The following is a 14,017-nucleotide window of genomic DNA, read 5'->3' as shown; positions in this document are numbered from 1 at the left end:
CCTCCGGCGCGCGCGGCACGGGGGGGATGCTGGTGGCGGTCGTCGTCGCCTTCTTCCCGGCCTCCGTCCTGATCAGCGCGCCCTCGCCGCTGCTGGCGAAGCTCGCGGTCGAGGCGCGCCCGGGCCGCGAGGGGTCGTCGCTGGGGCTCGTCCTCGCGGCGGGGTCGCTCGGCGCGATCCTCGGCGCCGTGCTCGCGGGCTTCGTCGCGCTGCCGCTCGCCGGGTCGGCGGCGACCTTCGCGGGCTGTGCGGCCGCGGCGCTCCTCTGCGTGCCCTTCGTGCGCGGGTCGGACGGGGACGGCGCGGCCACGACGATGTCCTTCGCGCCGCTCCTGTCTGTGGGGCTGCTGGTGGCGGGCAGCCTCGCCCTCGGGCCGGTCTGCCGCTACGAATCCGGGCTCTCCTGCATCGACGTCGTGCGGAGCGGCGGCGCGGTCAGTCTCTACTCGGACCGGACCCGCCAGGCGGCGGAGCGGGCCGTGCCGGCGGAAGGAGAGGCGCAGCTCGTCCTGCCCTACACGGCCTGGATCTGGAACCGCATGGAGCGAGACCTCGGCCCAGCGCCCTCGGTCCTGTTCATCGGCGGGGGCGGCTACACGCTGCCGACGCAGCTCCTCGCGTCGCGGCCCGGCGCGGAGGCGGTCGCGGTCGAGATCGACCCGCTGATCACCGAGGTGGTCACGCGCCACCTGCCCTGGGCGGGGGAGACGATCGCGCGCGTCGGCTACGATGCGTCCGGCGACGCGCCACCGGGTGGGCGGCTCGGCATCGTCCACGCGGACGGACGGGTCTACCTCAACGAGACGGACCGCCGGTACGACGCCGCGGTGATGCATGCCTTCTCCTCCGGCTCGGTTCCCGCGCACCTCGTGACGATGGAGACCTTCGCGCGGCTCCGCGAGATCGTCGACGGGCCGGTCTACGTCAACCTGATCGACGCGCCCGACGGCCCGCTGGCGCGCGGGACCTACGCGATCCTGACGCGCCTCTGGCCGCATGTGGTTGCGGTGCGCGGACCGCTGAGCCCGCGCGGCACCGGCAATGTCGTGCTGGCCGCCTCGCCCCGCCCTCTGGCGCCGCTCGAGACGCTGCCCGAAGGCTACGAACCGGCCCGCATCGCGCCCGGCCGCGCCTTCACCGACGACCGCGGCTGGGTCGGGCACCGCTGACGGGCCGGTTGAAACCGCGGGCGAGAGGACGCAGGTTTCAGTACCGCGCCGACACCGAAGGAGCCGCGCACCCGCCATGACCGAGCCTCGCCCGGAGAAGGGTCCCCGACAGCGGCCGCCGATGCCGGACAGGCGCGAGCGCCGGTCCCGGCCCGTCCGTGTGGCCGAGGCGATCAAGGAATGGGTCGTCGAGCAGAAGCTCCGGCAGGGCGACCGCCTTCCGGGCGAGACCGAACTCATCGCGCGCTTCGGCATGGCCAAGAGCACGATCCGCGAGGCGATGCGCATCCTCGAGGCGCAGGGGCTGATCGAGACCCGGACCGGGCCGGGCGGAGGCAGCTTCGTCGGCGAGGTCACCGCCGACCGCGCCAAGGCGCTGCTCGCCAACTACTTCTATTTCCGGAACCTCTCGGTCGCCGACATATACCAGCTTCGCCGTGTGCTGGAGCCCGAGCTCGCCGCCTCCCTCGCGGGACGCCTGACCGAAGACCAGCTCGCCCAGCTGGAGGAGATCGTGGCGAGCTACGGCGGACCCGCGGAAAGCGCCGAGCAGGAGCGCGACCAGCACGTCGCCTCGCTCGCCTTCCACCGCAAGCTTGCGAACTTCTCGGAGAACGCGCTCTTGGCCTTCGTGGTGAGTTTCATGAGCCGCATCCTGACGGACATGACCGTCTACCGCCGCCTCTATGATCCGCCCAACCGCGAGCTCTACGAGAAGGGCCTCGCCTCGCAGACCGCGCTGATCGCCGCCCTGCGCGATGGCCGTGCGGACGACGCGCGCGCCATCATGCGCCGCCACATGGAGACCGCCGAGGCGCTGATGCAGGCGCAGGAAGCGCAGGTCCAGCACCGCTTCATGGCCGAGTAGGCGGGCCTCAGGCCGGGTCGGCGGCGGGCGCGCGCATCGGATCGTCGAGGACCGGCACCACCTTGGTCCAGCCGTGGTAGGGCTCGGCGTGGGCCACGCGGTAGAGCTCGGCCAGCGCCGCGAGGGGGTCCGCGGCATGGTCGATCCGGAGCGTCAGGGGCGGGGCGTCGCGGCCGACGACGAGGAGGGCGGCCGAGAGGAGGCCGCGCGCGTCGCCCCCCGCCGCCGCCGCCGCCGCGAGCGCCGCCATCAGGCGTTCGCCGAACGGCATCGCCGCGGCCGCCTGCAGACCCTCCAGCGCGGCGTCGATCACCTGCGGACCGGCGAGCATGTTGCCCGAGACAACCACGCCCGGCGCCTCGCGCGCCCCGGCATAGCCGACGCTCGCGGCCCCGGTGAAGGCGCCCGTTCCGCCGCTGGGGTCGAGCGCCGCGAGCTGGCGGTGCGCGCCGCCCGCGTCCGGCGCCGTCACCTCCGCGACGGCGTCCCGCGCCGCGCGTCCCGCCTGCATCCGCGCCAGAACCTCCTCGCCCCAGAGCGTCGAGGGCGCGGTCCCCTGGCTCGCCGACATGCCCGATTCGGGCGTGCCGCGCAGCACCCAGCCGCCCACGCAGAGGCTTCCGGTCATCGCCGCACCGCCGATCCGGCCTGTTTTTTCATCGATCGCGAGGATGGAAATGGTCATCCGGCGAGCCTCCCCTGCCTGTGCCTTGCATTTATCATGATAATTTGGCGTCATGGAATTTATAGTGAAAAATATCGACAACCCCGACAGGAGAGGTGGAACGACATGAGAATTCTTGACCTGACGCGGCGCGCGGCGCTGGCCGGGGGCGCGGCCCTCGCCCTGGCCCTGTCGGTGCCGGGCCCGCTTGCGGCGCAGACGCCGCCCGGCGTGCTGGTGGTGGGGCAGGTGGCCGAGCCGCAGGCGCTCGACCCCCATGCGGTGACGGCGGTGAACGACTTCCGCATCCTGATGAACGTCTACGACGGCCTCGTGCGCTATGCCTCGGGCACGCTCGAGGTCGAGCCCGCGCTCGCCACCGACTGGGAGATCTCGGAGGACGGCACGGTCTACACCTTCACCCTGCGCGACGGCGTCAGCTTCCACGACGGCAGCCCCTTCGACGCCGAGGCGGTGGTCTTCAACTTCGAGCGGATGCTGAACGAGGATCACCCCTACCACGATACCGGCCCCTTCCCGCTGAGCTTCTTCTTCTCGGCGGTCGAGAGCGTCGAGGCGGTGGACGACATGACCGTGCGCTTCACGCTGAACGCGCCCTATGCGCCCTTCCTGTCGAACCTCGCCTATCCGACCGGCCTCATCGTCTCGCCCGCCGCGGTGATGGAGCACGGGGCCGATTTCGGGCGGAACCCGTCCGGCACCGGACCTTTCAGCTTCGTCGAGTGGCGCTCGAACGAGGCGGTCGTGATCGAGCGCAACGCCGACTACTGGGACGGCGCGCCCGAGCTCGAGGCGGTCATCTTCCGCCCGATCACCGACGCCAACACCCGCGTGGCCGAGATGCTCTCGGGCGGGATCGACCTCATGGTCGAGGTGCCGCCCGTCGCCCTGTCGGAGTTCCAGGGCGACAGCTTCAATGTCGTCGAGCAGGCGGGGCCGCATGTCTGGTTCCTGATCCTCAACATGCGCGAGGGGCCCTTCACCGAGCAGGCCGTGCGGCAGGCCGCGAACTACGCGATCAACAAGGAGGCGATCGTCAACGACGTGCTCGAGGGCACCGCCGCGGTCGCCGCCGGCCCGACGCCGCCCGCCTTCCCCTGGGCCTACAACGAGGAGCTCGAGCCCTATCCCTACGACCCCGACCGCGCCCGTGCGCTGCTGGCCGAGGCGGGCGTGGAGAACCCGGAGATCACCTTCTACGTCACGGAAGGCGGCTCGGGGATGCTCGACCCCGTGGCGATGGGCACCGCGATCCAGGCCGATCTCGAGGCCGTGGGCTTCGACGTCACGATCGAGACCTACGAGTGGAACACCTTCCTCGGCCGCGTGAACCCCGGCCTCGAAGGTGAGGCCGACGCCGCGCAGATGGCGTGGATGACGAACGACCCGGACACGCTGCCCTACCTTGCGCTCAGGACCGAGGCCTTCCCCGAGAACGGCGGCTTCAACTCGGGCTACTACTCCAACCCCGAGGTCGACGCGCTGCTGGAGGAGGCCCGCACCTCCACCGACCAGGACCGCAGGGCCGAGCTCTACCGCGAGATGCAGGCCATCGTGCAGGAGGACGCGCCCTGGGTCTTCGTGGCGAACTGGGTGCAGAACGCGGTGACGAGCGACGCGGTCAGCAACTTCCAGCTCGAACCGTCGTTCTTCCTGCTGCTCGACGACGTGGTGAAGAACTGACAGCATGGCCGCGGCGGGGGCATCTCCCCGCCGCGGCACGATCCGCGCGCCCCCGAAGGCCGGTGCCCGTCGGCAGGAGCCCGCCCATGACCCGCTACATCCTGCGCCGCCTCCTGTCGGCGATCCCGGTGCTCCTCGGCATCTCGGTCATCGTCTTCGCGATCATGGCGCTGATCCCCGGCGACCCGGCGACAGCCATCCTCGGCAGCTTCGCGACGCCCGAGAACGTGGCCCGCCTGAACGAGGACCTCGGCCTCGACAAGCCGCTGGTGCAGCAGTACTTCATCTGGCTTTCCAACATGCTCCAGGGCGATTTCGGGCGGAGCTTCGCGCTCAACCGCCCGGTGCTCGACGAGGTGCTCGAGCGCTTCAACGCGACGCTGATCCTCGCGGGGACGAGCTTCGTTCTCTGCTCGGTCCTCGGGATCGTCGCGGGCGTCGTCTCGGCGGCGAACCAGTACGGCGCGGCGGACAAGGCGATCACCTTCGTCGTGCTCCTCGGCATCTCCATCCCGTCCTTCTTCCTCGGCATGATGATGATCCTCACCTTCGCGGTGAACCTGCGACTCTTCCCGGTCTCGGGGATGTGGCCGATCTACGGGGACCGGGACCTCTTCGCGCTGATCCGGCACCTGACGCTGCCCGCGCTCGCGCTGTCGGTGGTGGCCACGGGCGTCGTCGCGCGGTTGTCGCGCTCGGCCATGCTCGAGGTGCTGCGGCAGGACTTCATCCGCACCGCCCGCGCCAAGGGCGTGCCCGAGCGCGGCGTGATCTGGCGCCACGCGCTCCGGGCCGCGATGGTCTCGATCATCCCCGTTCTCGGCATCCAGGCGGGCTTCGTCCTGTCGGGCGCGGTCTATATCGAGGTCGTGTTCCAGTGGCCCGGTGTCGGCCGGATGCTGGTCGACGCGATCCTCCGGCGAGACATCCTGCTGGTGCAGGGCGGCGTCGTCTTCGTGGCGGCCTGCTACGTGCTCTTCAACATCGTGGTCGACGTGGCGCAGTCGCTCCTCGACCCGAGGATCAAGACGTGAGCTTCCTGCGCCTCCTCGCGCGCAACCGCCTCGCGCTGGGCGGACTGATCGTCATGGCGGTCGTCGTCGTCCTCGCGGTCCTGACGCCCGTGCTGCCGCTGAAGCCGCCCAACGTGACCGATACGGCCAACCGCTTCCTGCCGCCGTTCTCGGAGGGGGCGATCCTCGGCACCGACCACCTCGGCCGCGATCTCCTGTCCCGGCTCATGTGGGGCACGCGCCTGTCGCTGGCCGTGGGCTTCGCCGCGGCCTTCGTCGCCGCCACCATCGGCGCGGCCATCGGCATCGTCGCCGGCTACTACGGCGGCCGGACGGACAACGTCATCATGCGCGGCGTCGACATGCTGATGGCGTTTCCCTACATCCTGCTCGCGCTCGCCATCGTGGCGGCGCTGGGCCCGGGCCTGATGAACGCGCTGATCGCGGTCGCGGCCGTCAACATCCCCTTCTTCGCCCGCAACATCCGGGGCATCACCGTCGGCATCGCGCACAAGGAATTCGTGGACGCGGCCAGGCTTTCCGGCATGTCGGACGCGCGGATCATCCTGACGGAGATTCTGCCGAACGTCCTGCCCGTCATCGTCATCGCGATGTCCACCACGGTCGGCTGGATGATCCTCGAGACCGCGGGCCTCAGCTTTCTCGGCCTCGGCTCGCAGCCGCCCGTGGCCGATCTCGGCTCGATGCTGGGCGAGGCGCGGTCGGCGCTCATCACCAACCCGCATACCTCCGTCGTGCCTGGTCTGATGATCCTCGTCATCGTCATGGCGATCAACCTCCTCGGCGACGGGGTGCGCGACGCGCTCGACCCGCGGCTGAAGTCCGGCGCGCTCAACCGGCCCATGGCCGCGACGCTGGTGGCGCGCGACCGCGAGGCCGCGCCGCAGGCGACGGAGGGTATCCTGACGCTCGACGAGCTCAGGACGGAGTTCCACGTCCGCGACCGCGTCTATCGCGCCGTGGGCGGCGTGTCGCTCGCCGTGAAGCCCGGCGAATGCCTCGGCATCATCGGCGAGAGCGGGTCGGGCAAGTCGGTCACGGCGCTCAGCGTCATGGGCCTCGTCGCCTCGCCGCCCGGGGTCGTGACCGGCGGGTCGGTGCATTACCGGGGCGAGGATCTGATCGGCGCGCCCTACCGGCGCCTGCGCACGCTCCGCGGGCGGGAGGTCGCCTACATCTTCCAGGACCCGCTCGCCACGCTCCACCCGCTCTACCGCGTCGGCGACCAGTTGATCGAGGCGATCGCGGTCCACCGCGCCATCTCGCGCGAGGAGGGGCGGCGGAAGGCCATCGAGCTGCTCGAGGCCGTGCGCATCCCGAACGCGGCATCCCGCGTGAACGACTACCCGCACGAGATGTCGGGCGGCATGCGCCAGCGCGTCGGGATCGCCATGGCGCTCGCCAACGATCCCGACGTGATCATCGCCGACGAGCCCACGACCGCCCTCGACGTGACCGTGCAGGCGCAGATCCTGTCGCTCCTCGACGACCTCCGGCGCGAGCGGGGTCTCGCCATCGTGTTCATCACCCACGACTTCGGGGTGGTGGGCCAGCTCTGCGACCGGGTCGCCGTCATGTATGCCGGGCGCATCGTGGAGGAGGGGCCGACGCGCGACATTCTCGACAGCCCCCGCCATCCCTACACCGCGCGGCTCATGGCCTGCGTGCCGGAACTGGGGGCCGGGCGCAGGCGGCTCGAGGCGATCCCCGGCCTGCCGCCGCCCGTGAACGACCTGCCGCCCGGCTGCGCCTTCGCGCCCCGCTGCGACCGGGCGACCGAGGCCTGCCGCACGGGCGAGATCGCGCTCGAGCGGGAGAGCGCGCGCGCGCTCCGCTGCATCCATCCCGTGAGCCGGAAGGAGGCCGCCGAATGACCCCCGCGCTCCGCCTCCGGGATCTGTCCAAGACCTTCCCGCTCGGCCGCACCCTCTTCGGCCCCGAGCGCCCGGGCGTGCGCGCGGTCCACCCGGTGACGCTCGACGTAAGCCCCGGCGAAACGCTCGGCATCGTCGGCGAAAGCGGCTGCGGCAAGTCCACGCTGGCGCGGATGCTCGTGGGCCTTCTGGAGCCCACGACCGGCACCATCGAGATCGAGGGCGCCGCGCTCGACACCGCCGATCCGGCGGTCTTCGGGCGGCGCATCCAGTACGTCTTCCAGGACCCGATCAGCAGTCTCAACCCGCGCAAGACCATCCGCCAGATCATGGAGGCGCCGCTGAAGCTTCTCCACGGGATGGACGCGGAAAGGCGGAGGGCGCGGATCACCGAGATCTTCGACACCGTCTCCCTGCGGGAGGAGTTCCTCGACCGCTATCCGCACGAGTTCTCCGGCGGGCAGGCGCAGCGCATCGGCATCGCCCGCGCGCTGGCCGCCGAGGCGCGCATCCTCATCCTCGACGAGCCGGTCTCGGCGCTCGACGTGTCGGTGCAGGCGCAGGTGCTGAACCTGCTCGCCGATCTCAAGGCGCGGCTCGGGCTCACCTACCTCTTCATCAGCCACGACCTCGCCGTGGTCGAGGCGGTGTCGGACCGCATCGCGGTGCTCTACTTCGGTTCGGTGGTGGAACTCGGCCGGGCCGAGGACGTGTTCCGCGCGCCGCGCCATCCCTACACGAAGCTGCTCGCCGACAGTGCGCCCGTCGTCGGCCGGCCGCTTCGCGCCCCGGAAGCCCGCGACACCGAGCTGCCCGACCCCCTGAACCCGCCCTCGGGCTGTTCCTTCCGCGCGCGCTGCCCCTACGCGTCGGACCTCTGCGCGGCGCAGGTGCCGGCGCTCGAGGGCCGCGCCGGGGGGCATCCGGTGGCCTGCCACCACCCTCTCGCGCCATGAGGCGCGTCACGCGCACCGCCCCGCCATCGCGCCCGCCGTCCCCGCGCTCATGTCCCTTCGCCGCGTGTGGGGGGCGGAGCGCTGCCGCGGTTCCTCTCAGGCCGTCTCGCGCCGGACGATCGCCGCGCCGTCCGCCATCGCCTTCATCTTGCCGAACGCCACGTCGCGGGGCAGGTATTTCAGCCCGCAGTCGGGCGCCACGACGACCTTGTCGGCTTCGACATGCGGCAGCGCGCGCCGGATGCGGTGGGCGATGATCTCGGGCGTCTCCACCGTCATGTCGGCAAGGTCGAGCACGCCCAGGATCACCGTCTTGCCGCGGATCGTCTCGAGCACCCTCGTGTCGAGGTTCGCCTGCGCCGTCTCGATTGAGACCTGGTCGCAGAGACAGTCGGAGAGCTGCGGCAGGAAGGAATAGCCGTCGGGGCGTTCCTTCGTCATGGCCGCGTAGCCGAAGCAGATGTGGACGGCGGTGGTGCCCGCCGCCCCCTCGAGCGCGGCGTTCAGCGCGGCGAGGCCGAACTCCTCGGCGAGTTCGGGCCTGGCCTGCATCCAGGGTTCGTCGAGCTGCACCACGTCGGCGCCGGCGGCGAAGAGGTCCGCGATTTCCTCGCGGACGGCGGCGGCGTAGGCCATCGCGGCCTCCGCCGGGTCGCCGTAGTGTTCGTCGACCGCCTGCTGGCTCATGGTGAAGGGGCCGGGAAGCGTGATCTTCACCTTGCGGTCCGTGTGCGCGCGCAGGAACTTCAGGTCCTCCACCTCGACCGGGTGGGAGCGCCGGATCGGCCCCACGATGCGCGGCACCGGCACCGGCTTGCCCGAGCGGGTCAGAACCTCGCCGTAATTGTCGAGATCGAGCCCGTCGAGTGCGGTGGCGAAGCGGTTCGAGTAGCTTTCGCGCCGGATCTCGCCGTCGGTGACGATGTCGAGGCCCGCCTCCTCCTGCTCGCGGATGGCGACGCGGGTGGCGTCGTCCTGCGCTTCCTTCAGGAGCGGTTCGGGAATGCGCCAGAGCTCCTTCGCGCGGGTGCGCGGCGGGAACTGGCCGCGGAGCTTCTCGCGGTCGATCAGCCAGTCGGGCTGGCAGTAGGAGCCGACGAGGGACGTGGGAAAGAGCATGGTCAGGTCTCCGGCGTCGGGGCGTGCGCGGGAGCGGCCCCGGGAATTGGGAAAGGCGGCGGCCCCGCCCGCCGGTTTGGCGGGCGGGGCCCGGCGCATGTCGTCAGGCGAAGAGGTCGTGCTGCACGCCCGCCTTCTCGAAGATGTAGTCCCGGCTTTCCTCGAGCTCGCGGCGGAGCTTGTCGAGGTCGTGGCCGAGGAGGCGGCCCTGCCACTTGCGGATGCGGCCCGCGACCATGACCGTGTCGACGTTGGTGCGGTCCATCAGCGTCACCACAGCGCCCGCCGCGTTGTTGAGCGGCGCCACGTTGATCGCCTCGGCGTCGAGAAGGATGATGTCCGCCTCCTTGCCGGGCGTCAGGCTGCCGGTCCGGTGGTCGAGCCGCAGGCCCCTGGCCCCCTCGATGGTGGCGTGCCGGATCGCGTCGGCCGTCCGCATGAGGGCGGGGAAGCTCTCGGCCCCCGAGAGCGCAAGCTCGTTGGCGTGCATCCGCTGGAGCGTGACGAGCGAGCGCATCTGCGTGAAGAAGTCCGCCGACATGGTGCACTCGACGTCCGAGGACAGCGACATCGACATGCCGAGGTCGAGCGCCTTCTGGATCGGCGGGGCGCCGTGGCGCATGTGCATCTCGATCGGCACCGAGAGAGAGACATGCGCGCCCGCGTCCGCCGCCGCCTGCCAGGCCTCGTCGGTCATGCCGGTCATGTGGATGAAGATGTTGTCCGGCCCGAACATGCCCTGTTTCGCGAGCGCGTCGAAGGTCGGCGTCATCCCGAAGGTCGTGACGACGTGGAGCGCGATCTGCAGGTCGAGCTCGCGCCCGATCTTCCACATCTCCTCGTAGCCCTCGATGTAGATCTCGCCGCCCATGACCATGGTGAGGAGCCCGTCGTCCGAGCTGAAATACTCCTTGCGGATGCGCCGCGCGCCGCCCGGATGCTCCTTGCCTTCCCACCACCCCTCGAAATAGCCGAAGACGCCGCGCCGGCCCGCGTCGCGCAGGCCCTCGATGGCGGCGTCGGAATGCTCGGCGGAGTGGTGGATCTGGCTCACGTCCATCACCGTCGTCACGCCCGCGTCGAGCTGGGCGAGCCCGCCGTAGAGCTCGTTGATGTAGACGTCCTGCGGCCGGTAGTGCTGCGAGAAGCCGAGCAGCATCGCCTCGTAGTAGTTCCGCGCGTTCTCGGGCCGGCCGTCGTTCACCACGATGGCGTCCGACAGGGTGGAGCGCAGTCCCGTCTCGAACTGGTGGTGGTGCGTGTCGATGAAGCCCGGCATCACGATCTTGCCCGCCGCGTCGATCACGTGGGCGTCCGCGGCCTCGATGTCGCGGCCGACGGCGACGATCTTCGTGCCCTCGATCAGCACGTCGCCCTTCGCGAAGTTGCCCACGTCGGGATCGACCGACATGACCACGCCGCCCTTGATGAGGATGCGCACGCCGTCCTGTCCCGAGAGCTGCGGCAGCGAGGCCGCCGTGATGTTGGTCCGCGCCGCCGCCGCGGCCTGCGCGCCGCTCGAGGTCTCGCCGGCGGGTGCGCGGAAGATGTGCCCGAAGCTCGGGCAGCGGGCCGCGGGTGTCGTGGGCGCGCAAAGTCTGCACATGGGTGTCTCTCCTCCCTCTGGTTCTGTCCCGTCAGCTCCCCAGCACGGACTGGAGGACGGGGTATCTGACGATCTCGTGGGCGATGTGGGACGCGGCCTCGCGCAGGGCGGGCAGGCGTTCGGCGATCAGGCTCTCGGGGGTGACGACACCGGTGTAGCCCGAGGAATTGAGCGCCGCGACGGTGCGGCCGCCCGCGTCCCGGATCTGCACGGCGAGCGCGGTGATGCCGTAGTCGAGCTGGTCGACGGTGGTGGCGTAGCCCTGGGCGCGGACGGCCAGCACCTCCTCGCGGATCCGGCAGGGATCGGTGCAGGTCCTCGAGGTCAGCGCCCGGAACTCCGTCGCGGCGAGGCGGCGGTCGAGTTCGTCGTCGCCCAGCCCGGCGAGGAGCACCCGGCCCATCGAGGTCGCGTAGGCCGGGTAGCGCGCGCCGATGACCGCCGCCGCGCGACGGGCGCGCTGGACCGAAACATGGGCCACGTAGATCACGTCCGTCCGGTCGAGCGCGCCCACCGAGGAGGCGTCGCCGAAGCGGTTCACCAGCTCGCGCAGGTCGGGCTGGAGAAGCTCGTCCACCCGCGCCGAGAAGTAGAAGGCCGAGCCCAGCGTCATGATCCTGGGCTTCAGGTGGAAGCGCTTGCCCTCCTGGCCGACATACCCGAGTTCCGAGAGCGTGATGAGCGATCGGCGGGCGGTGGCGGGCGAGAGGCCCACGCGCCGCGCCACCTCCGACAGCGTCATCTCCGGGTGCCCGGCGTCGAAGGCCTCGAGGATGGCGAGCCCGTTGGCCAGCGCCTCCACGAACTCCGCCGGACGCGCGCCTCCCGCCATGCCCGTCTCAGCTCTCGGGTGCGAGGATGAAGTCGAATTCCACGACGGCGTCGGGCTTCGCCGCGACTTCGTAGCCGAGCGCGTCGACGTCCTTCGCCGGCGAGACCTTCGCCACCAGCGACTTGCGGACACCGAAGACCGCGTCGTTCTCGAGGTAGTCCATCTTCTCGAAGAACACCTCGGTGGTGATCGCGGCCATGCCCGGATGACGGACGATGTAGTGGAGGTGCGCGGGTCGCCACGCGTGCCGGTTGCCCGCCCGCAGAAGCTCGCCCACCGGGCCGTCATAGGGCACGGTGTAGGGCTTGGGCAGCACGGTCGTGTACCAGTAGCGGCCCGACGCGTCCGCCTCGAAGACGCCGCGCAGGTCCATCTTGTCCTGGCCCTGGGCCTGCTCCTGGATCGGGTAGGTGCCCGAGCCGTCGGCCTGCCAGGTGTCCACGATGGCGCCGGGCAGCGGGTTGTGAAGCGAGTCCGTGACCTTTCCGTGCACGAGAATCGTGACGCCGTCGCGCCCGTCGGAGATGTCCGAGCCGAGCGGCTTCCGCGGCGCGTCGTCGAGGTAGAAGGGCCCGAGGTTCGAGCCTTCCGTGGCGCCGCCGCGCGTGTTGATCATGTCCACCAGCGCCGACCAGCCCAGCACGTCGGACAGCAGGATGAACTCGTGCCGCTCGGGCGTGGAGATCTGTCCGCAGTCGTAGAGGAACATCAGCACCCGCATCCATTCCTCGTGGGTGACCTGCTGCTCGCGCGTGAAGTCGTGCAGGTGGTCGATCAGCCCGTGGAGAAGCTGCTCGAAACGGCTGCCTTCCTCGGTCCGGAAGGACTTCTTCACCGCCTCGGTGATGGTGAACTGGTTGATGTCGCGCATCCGCGTGTCCCTCCCCTCGGGCCGTCCCCGTCCCCGCCCCGGTCGAGGCCCGGGGCAGATTGCGTCTTGACGGGACGGTAGGTCGCTCCATACTTTTCGGCAAGAGGAAAAATTTTCGACTAGCGAAAAGGAAGGCGTCATGCGCATCGGCAAACAGGACCAGGCCTTCACCGCCATCGCGACGTCGGATGCCGAAAGCATCACGGTCCGCGGCCTCGATCTCTGCGACGAACTGATCGGCCGCATCGGCTTCACCGACTACTTCTGGCTGCTCGTCATCGGCGAGAAACCCACCGCCGCGCAGCGCGACATGACCGACGCCTGCCTCGTCGCCATCGCGGAGCATGGGCTCGTGCCGTCGGTGCAGGCCGCGCGCATGACGCTCGCCGCGGGGCCGGATGCCTGGCAGGGGGCCATGGCGGCGGGACTTCTGGGGATGGGCAGCGTCGTCGCCGGCAGTTCGGAGGCGGCCGGCCGCTACCTCGTCGATCTCGTGGAGCGGGCGGGCGACGGCGATCTCGAGGCGACCGTGATCGCCAGCCTCGAGGAGCACAAGGCGCGCCGCATGAAGGTCGCGGGCCTCGGGCATCCGCAGCACAGCGCGGGCGACCCGCGGGCGGACCGGCTTCTCGCCATCGCGGACGAGCTCGGCCTCGCGGGGCGCCATGTCGAGGCGCTGCGCCTGCTCGGCGCCCACGCGACGCGCATCGTCGAGCGGCCCTTGCCCGTGAACGTCTCGGGTGCGATCCCCGCCTGCATGCTCGACGCAGGCTGGCCCGCGGGCGCGATGAAGGCGGTGCCGCTGCTGGCCCGCGCGGCGGGCCTTTCGGCGCATCTCTTCGAGGAGGCGCGGCGCTCCATCGGGTTCATCATGTCCCACAAGGCGGACCTCGCCATCGGCTACGATGGCAAGTCCTCGAAGAAACACGCGGCGGAGTGAGCCGGATGGTCAAGATCCTCAAGGATTTCCGCGTCGTCGAGCTCGGCACCTACATCACGGGGCCGGCGGCAGGGATGCACCTCGCCGATCTCGGCGCGGATGTCATCAAGGTGGAGCGGCCGGGCACGGGCGACCCGTTCCGCGCCTTCAAGGGCGGGCTCTACTCGCCGCACTACCAGACCTACAACCGCAACAAGCGCTCCATCGCCCTCGACACCTCGAAACCCGAGGACCGCGCGACGCTCCACGACCTCGTGGCGACGGCGGACGTGTTCATCCAGAACTTCCGCCCCGGCGTCGCCGAGAAGCTCGGCGCGGGCGAGGAGGATCTGCGCCGCGTCCGCCCCGACCTGATCTATTGCGCGATTTCCGGCTTCGGC

At 70.6% G+C, this 14,017-nt stretch carries 13 protein-coding genes; 8 read left to right on the top strand and 5 right to left on the bottom strand.

Going from position 1 to position 14,017, the window contains the following annotated elements; genetic code table 11:
• Both ACTS11_RS03940 and ACTS11_RS03935 read left to right on the top strand, forming a co-directional pair.
• The coding region (locus ACTS11_RS03940; RefSeq protein WP_442639040.1) for a fused MFS/spermidine synthase at nt 1–1,169 on the top strand (1,169 nt) is incomplete at its 5' end.
• 121 nt (nt 1,170–1,290) lie between these two features.
• A complete protein-coding gene (locus ACTS11_RS03935) occupies nt 1,291–2,037 on the top strand; it encodes a FadR/GntR family transcriptional regulator (protein WP_442639039.1) in 747 nt (248 codons plus the stop codon).
• Nucleotides 2,038–2,044: 7 nt separating this feature from the next.
• Here the strand turns inward: ACTS11_RS03935 and ACTS11_RS03930 are convergent, their stop codons facing one another.
• Nucleotides 2,045–2,722: a DUF1028 domain-containing protein gene (locus tag ACTS11_RS03930; protein WP_442639038.1), complete on the bottom strand. Its 678-nt coding sequence runs from the start codon at nt 2,720–2,722 to the stop codon at nt 2,045–2,047.
• A 105-nt stretch (nt 2,723–2,827) separates the two neighbouring features.
• On the opposite strand from ACTS11_RS03930, the gene ACTS11_RS03925 reads away from it, so the two are divergent.
• From ACTS11_RS03925 to ACTS11_RS03910, 4 genes are all read left to right on the top strand, one after another.
• Complete coding sequence (locus ACTS11_RS03925; protein ID WP_442639037.1) at nt 2,828–4,405, top strand: ABC transporter substrate-binding protein; 1,578 nt, start codon at nt 2,828–2,830, stop codon at nt 4,403–4,405.
• An 86-nt stretch (nt 4,406–4,491) separates the two neighbouring features.
• Entirely contained in the window at nt 4,492–5,439 is a 948-nt protein-coding gene (locus tag ACTS11_RS03920; protein ID WP_442639036.1) for an ABC transporter permease, read from the top strand.
• Entirely contained in the window at nt 5,436–7,313 is a 1,878-nt protein-coding gene (locus ACTS11_RS03915; RefSeq protein ID WP_442639035.1) for a dipeptide/oligopeptide/nickel ABC transporter permease/ATP-binding protein, read from the top strand. Before ACTS11_RS03920 ends, ACTS11_RS03915 begins: the two co-directional genes overlap by 4 nt.
• Nucleotides 7,310–8,269, top strand: a complete 960-nt coding sequence (locus tag ACTS11_RS03910) for an ABC transporter ATP-binding protein (RefSeq protein WP_442639034.1) — start codon at nt 7,310–7,312, stop codon at nt 8,267–8,269. The genes ACTS11_RS03915 and ACTS11_RS03910 overlap by 4 nt, the downstream gene beginning before the upstream one ends.
• 96 nt (nt 8,270–8,365) lie before the next feature.
• On the opposite strand, the gene ACTS11_RS03905 is transcribed toward ACTS11_RS03910, so the two are convergent.
• The 4 genes from ACTS11_RS03905 to ACTS11_RS03890 form a co-directional block, all read right to left on the bottom strand.
• The gene (locus ACTS11_RS03905) at nt 8,366–9,388 is read right to left on the bottom strand and encodes a uroporphyrinogen decarboxylase family protein (RefSeq protein WP_442639033.1); all 1,023 of its coding nucleotides are present in this window, start codon (nt 9,386–9,388) and stop codon (nt 8,366–8,368) included.
• Nucleotides 9,389–9,491: 103 nt separating this feature from the next.
• Entirely contained in the window at nt 9,492–10,994 is a 1,503-nt protein-coding gene (locus ACTS11_RS03900; RefSeq protein WP_442639032.1) for an amidohydrolase family protein, read from the bottom strand.
• 31 nt (nt 10,995–11,025) lie between these two features.
• Complete coding sequence (locus ACTS11_RS03895) at nt 11,026–11,826, bottom strand: IclR family transcriptional regulator domain-containing protein (protein WP_442639031.1); 801 nt, start codon at nt 11,824–11,826, stop codon at nt 11,026–11,028.
• Between the two features lie 7 nt (nt 11,827–11,833).
• Nucleotides 11,834–12,697 carry a dioxygenase family protein gene (locus ACTS11_RS03890; protein WP_442639030.1) on the bottom strand — a complete coding sequence of 288 codons (864 nt, stop codon included), beginning with the start codon at nt 12,695–12,697 and terminating at the stop codon, nt 11,834–11,836.
• Nucleotides 12,698–12,836: 139 nt separating this feature from the next.
• Between ACTS11_RS03890 and ACTS11_RS03885 the strand changes: the two genes are divergently transcribed.
• Both ACTS11_RS03885 and ACTS11_RS03880 read left to right on the top strand, forming a co-directional pair.
• A complete protein-coding gene (locus tag ACTS11_RS03885; RefSeq protein ID WP_442639029.1) occupies nt 12,837–13,637 on the top strand; it encodes a citryl-CoA lyase in 801 nt (266 codons plus the stop codon).
• Between the two features lie 5 nt (nt 13,638–13,642).
• Nucleotides 13,643–14,017: CoA transferase (locus tag ACTS11_RS03880; protein ID WP_442639028.1), on the top strand; the 375-nt coding region annotated here is incomplete at its 3' end.

The sequence above is a fragment of the Roseicyclus sp. genome (assembly GCF_052168335.1).
In the GTDB taxonomy this organism is placed as follows: Bacteria; Pseudomonadota; Alphaproteobacteria; order Rhodobacterales; family Rhodobacteraceae; genus Roseibacterium.
The sequence above is the reverse complement of the archived record's forward strand: the minus strand, read 5'-3'. Positions and strand labels throughout refer to the sequence as shown.

Bases quoted from the DNA above. Each gene is read 5' to 3' on its own strand.
- ACTS11_RS03935 (WP_442639039.1), top strand. From the start codon at position 1,291: ATGCCGGACAGGCGCGAGCGCCGGTCCCGGCCCGTCCGTGTGGCCGAG.
- ACTS11_RS03930 (WP_442639038.1), bottom strand. From the start codon at position 2,722: ATGACCATTTCCATCCTCGCGATCGATGAAAAAACAGGCCGGATCGGC.
- ACTS11_RS03925 (WP_442639037.1), top strand. From the start codon at position 2,828: ATGAGAATTCTTGACCTGACGCGGCGCGCGGCGCTGGCCGGGGGCGCG.
- ACTS11_RS03920 (WP_442639036.1), top strand. From the start codon at position 4,492: ATGACCCGCTACATCCTGCGCCGCCTCCTGTCGGCGATCCCGGTGCTC.
- ACTS11_RS03910 (WP_442639034.1), top strand. From the start codon at position 7,310: ATGACCCCCGCGCTCCGCCTCCGGGATCTGTCCAAGACCTTCCCGCTC.
- ACTS11_RS03905 (WP_442639033.1), bottom strand. From the start codon at position 9,388: ATGCTCTTTCCCACGTCCCTCGTCGGCTCCTACTGCCAGCCCGACTGG.
- ACTS11_RS03900 (WP_442639032.1), bottom strand. From the start codon at position 10,994: ATGTGCAGACTTTGCGCGCCCACGACACCCGCGGCCCGCTGCCCGAGC.
- ACTS11_RS03895 (WP_442639031.1), bottom strand. From the start codon at position 11,826: ATGGCGGGAGGCGCGCGTCCGGCGGAGTTCGTGGAGGCGCTGGCCAAC.
- ACTS11_RS03890 (WP_442639030.1), bottom strand. From the start codon at position 12,697: ATGCGCGACATCAACCAGTTCACCATCACCGAGGCGGTGAAGAAGTCC.
- ACTS11_RS03885 (WP_442639029.1), top strand. From the start codon at position 12,837: ATGCGCATCGGCAAACAGGACCAGGCCTTCACCGCCATCGCGACGTCG.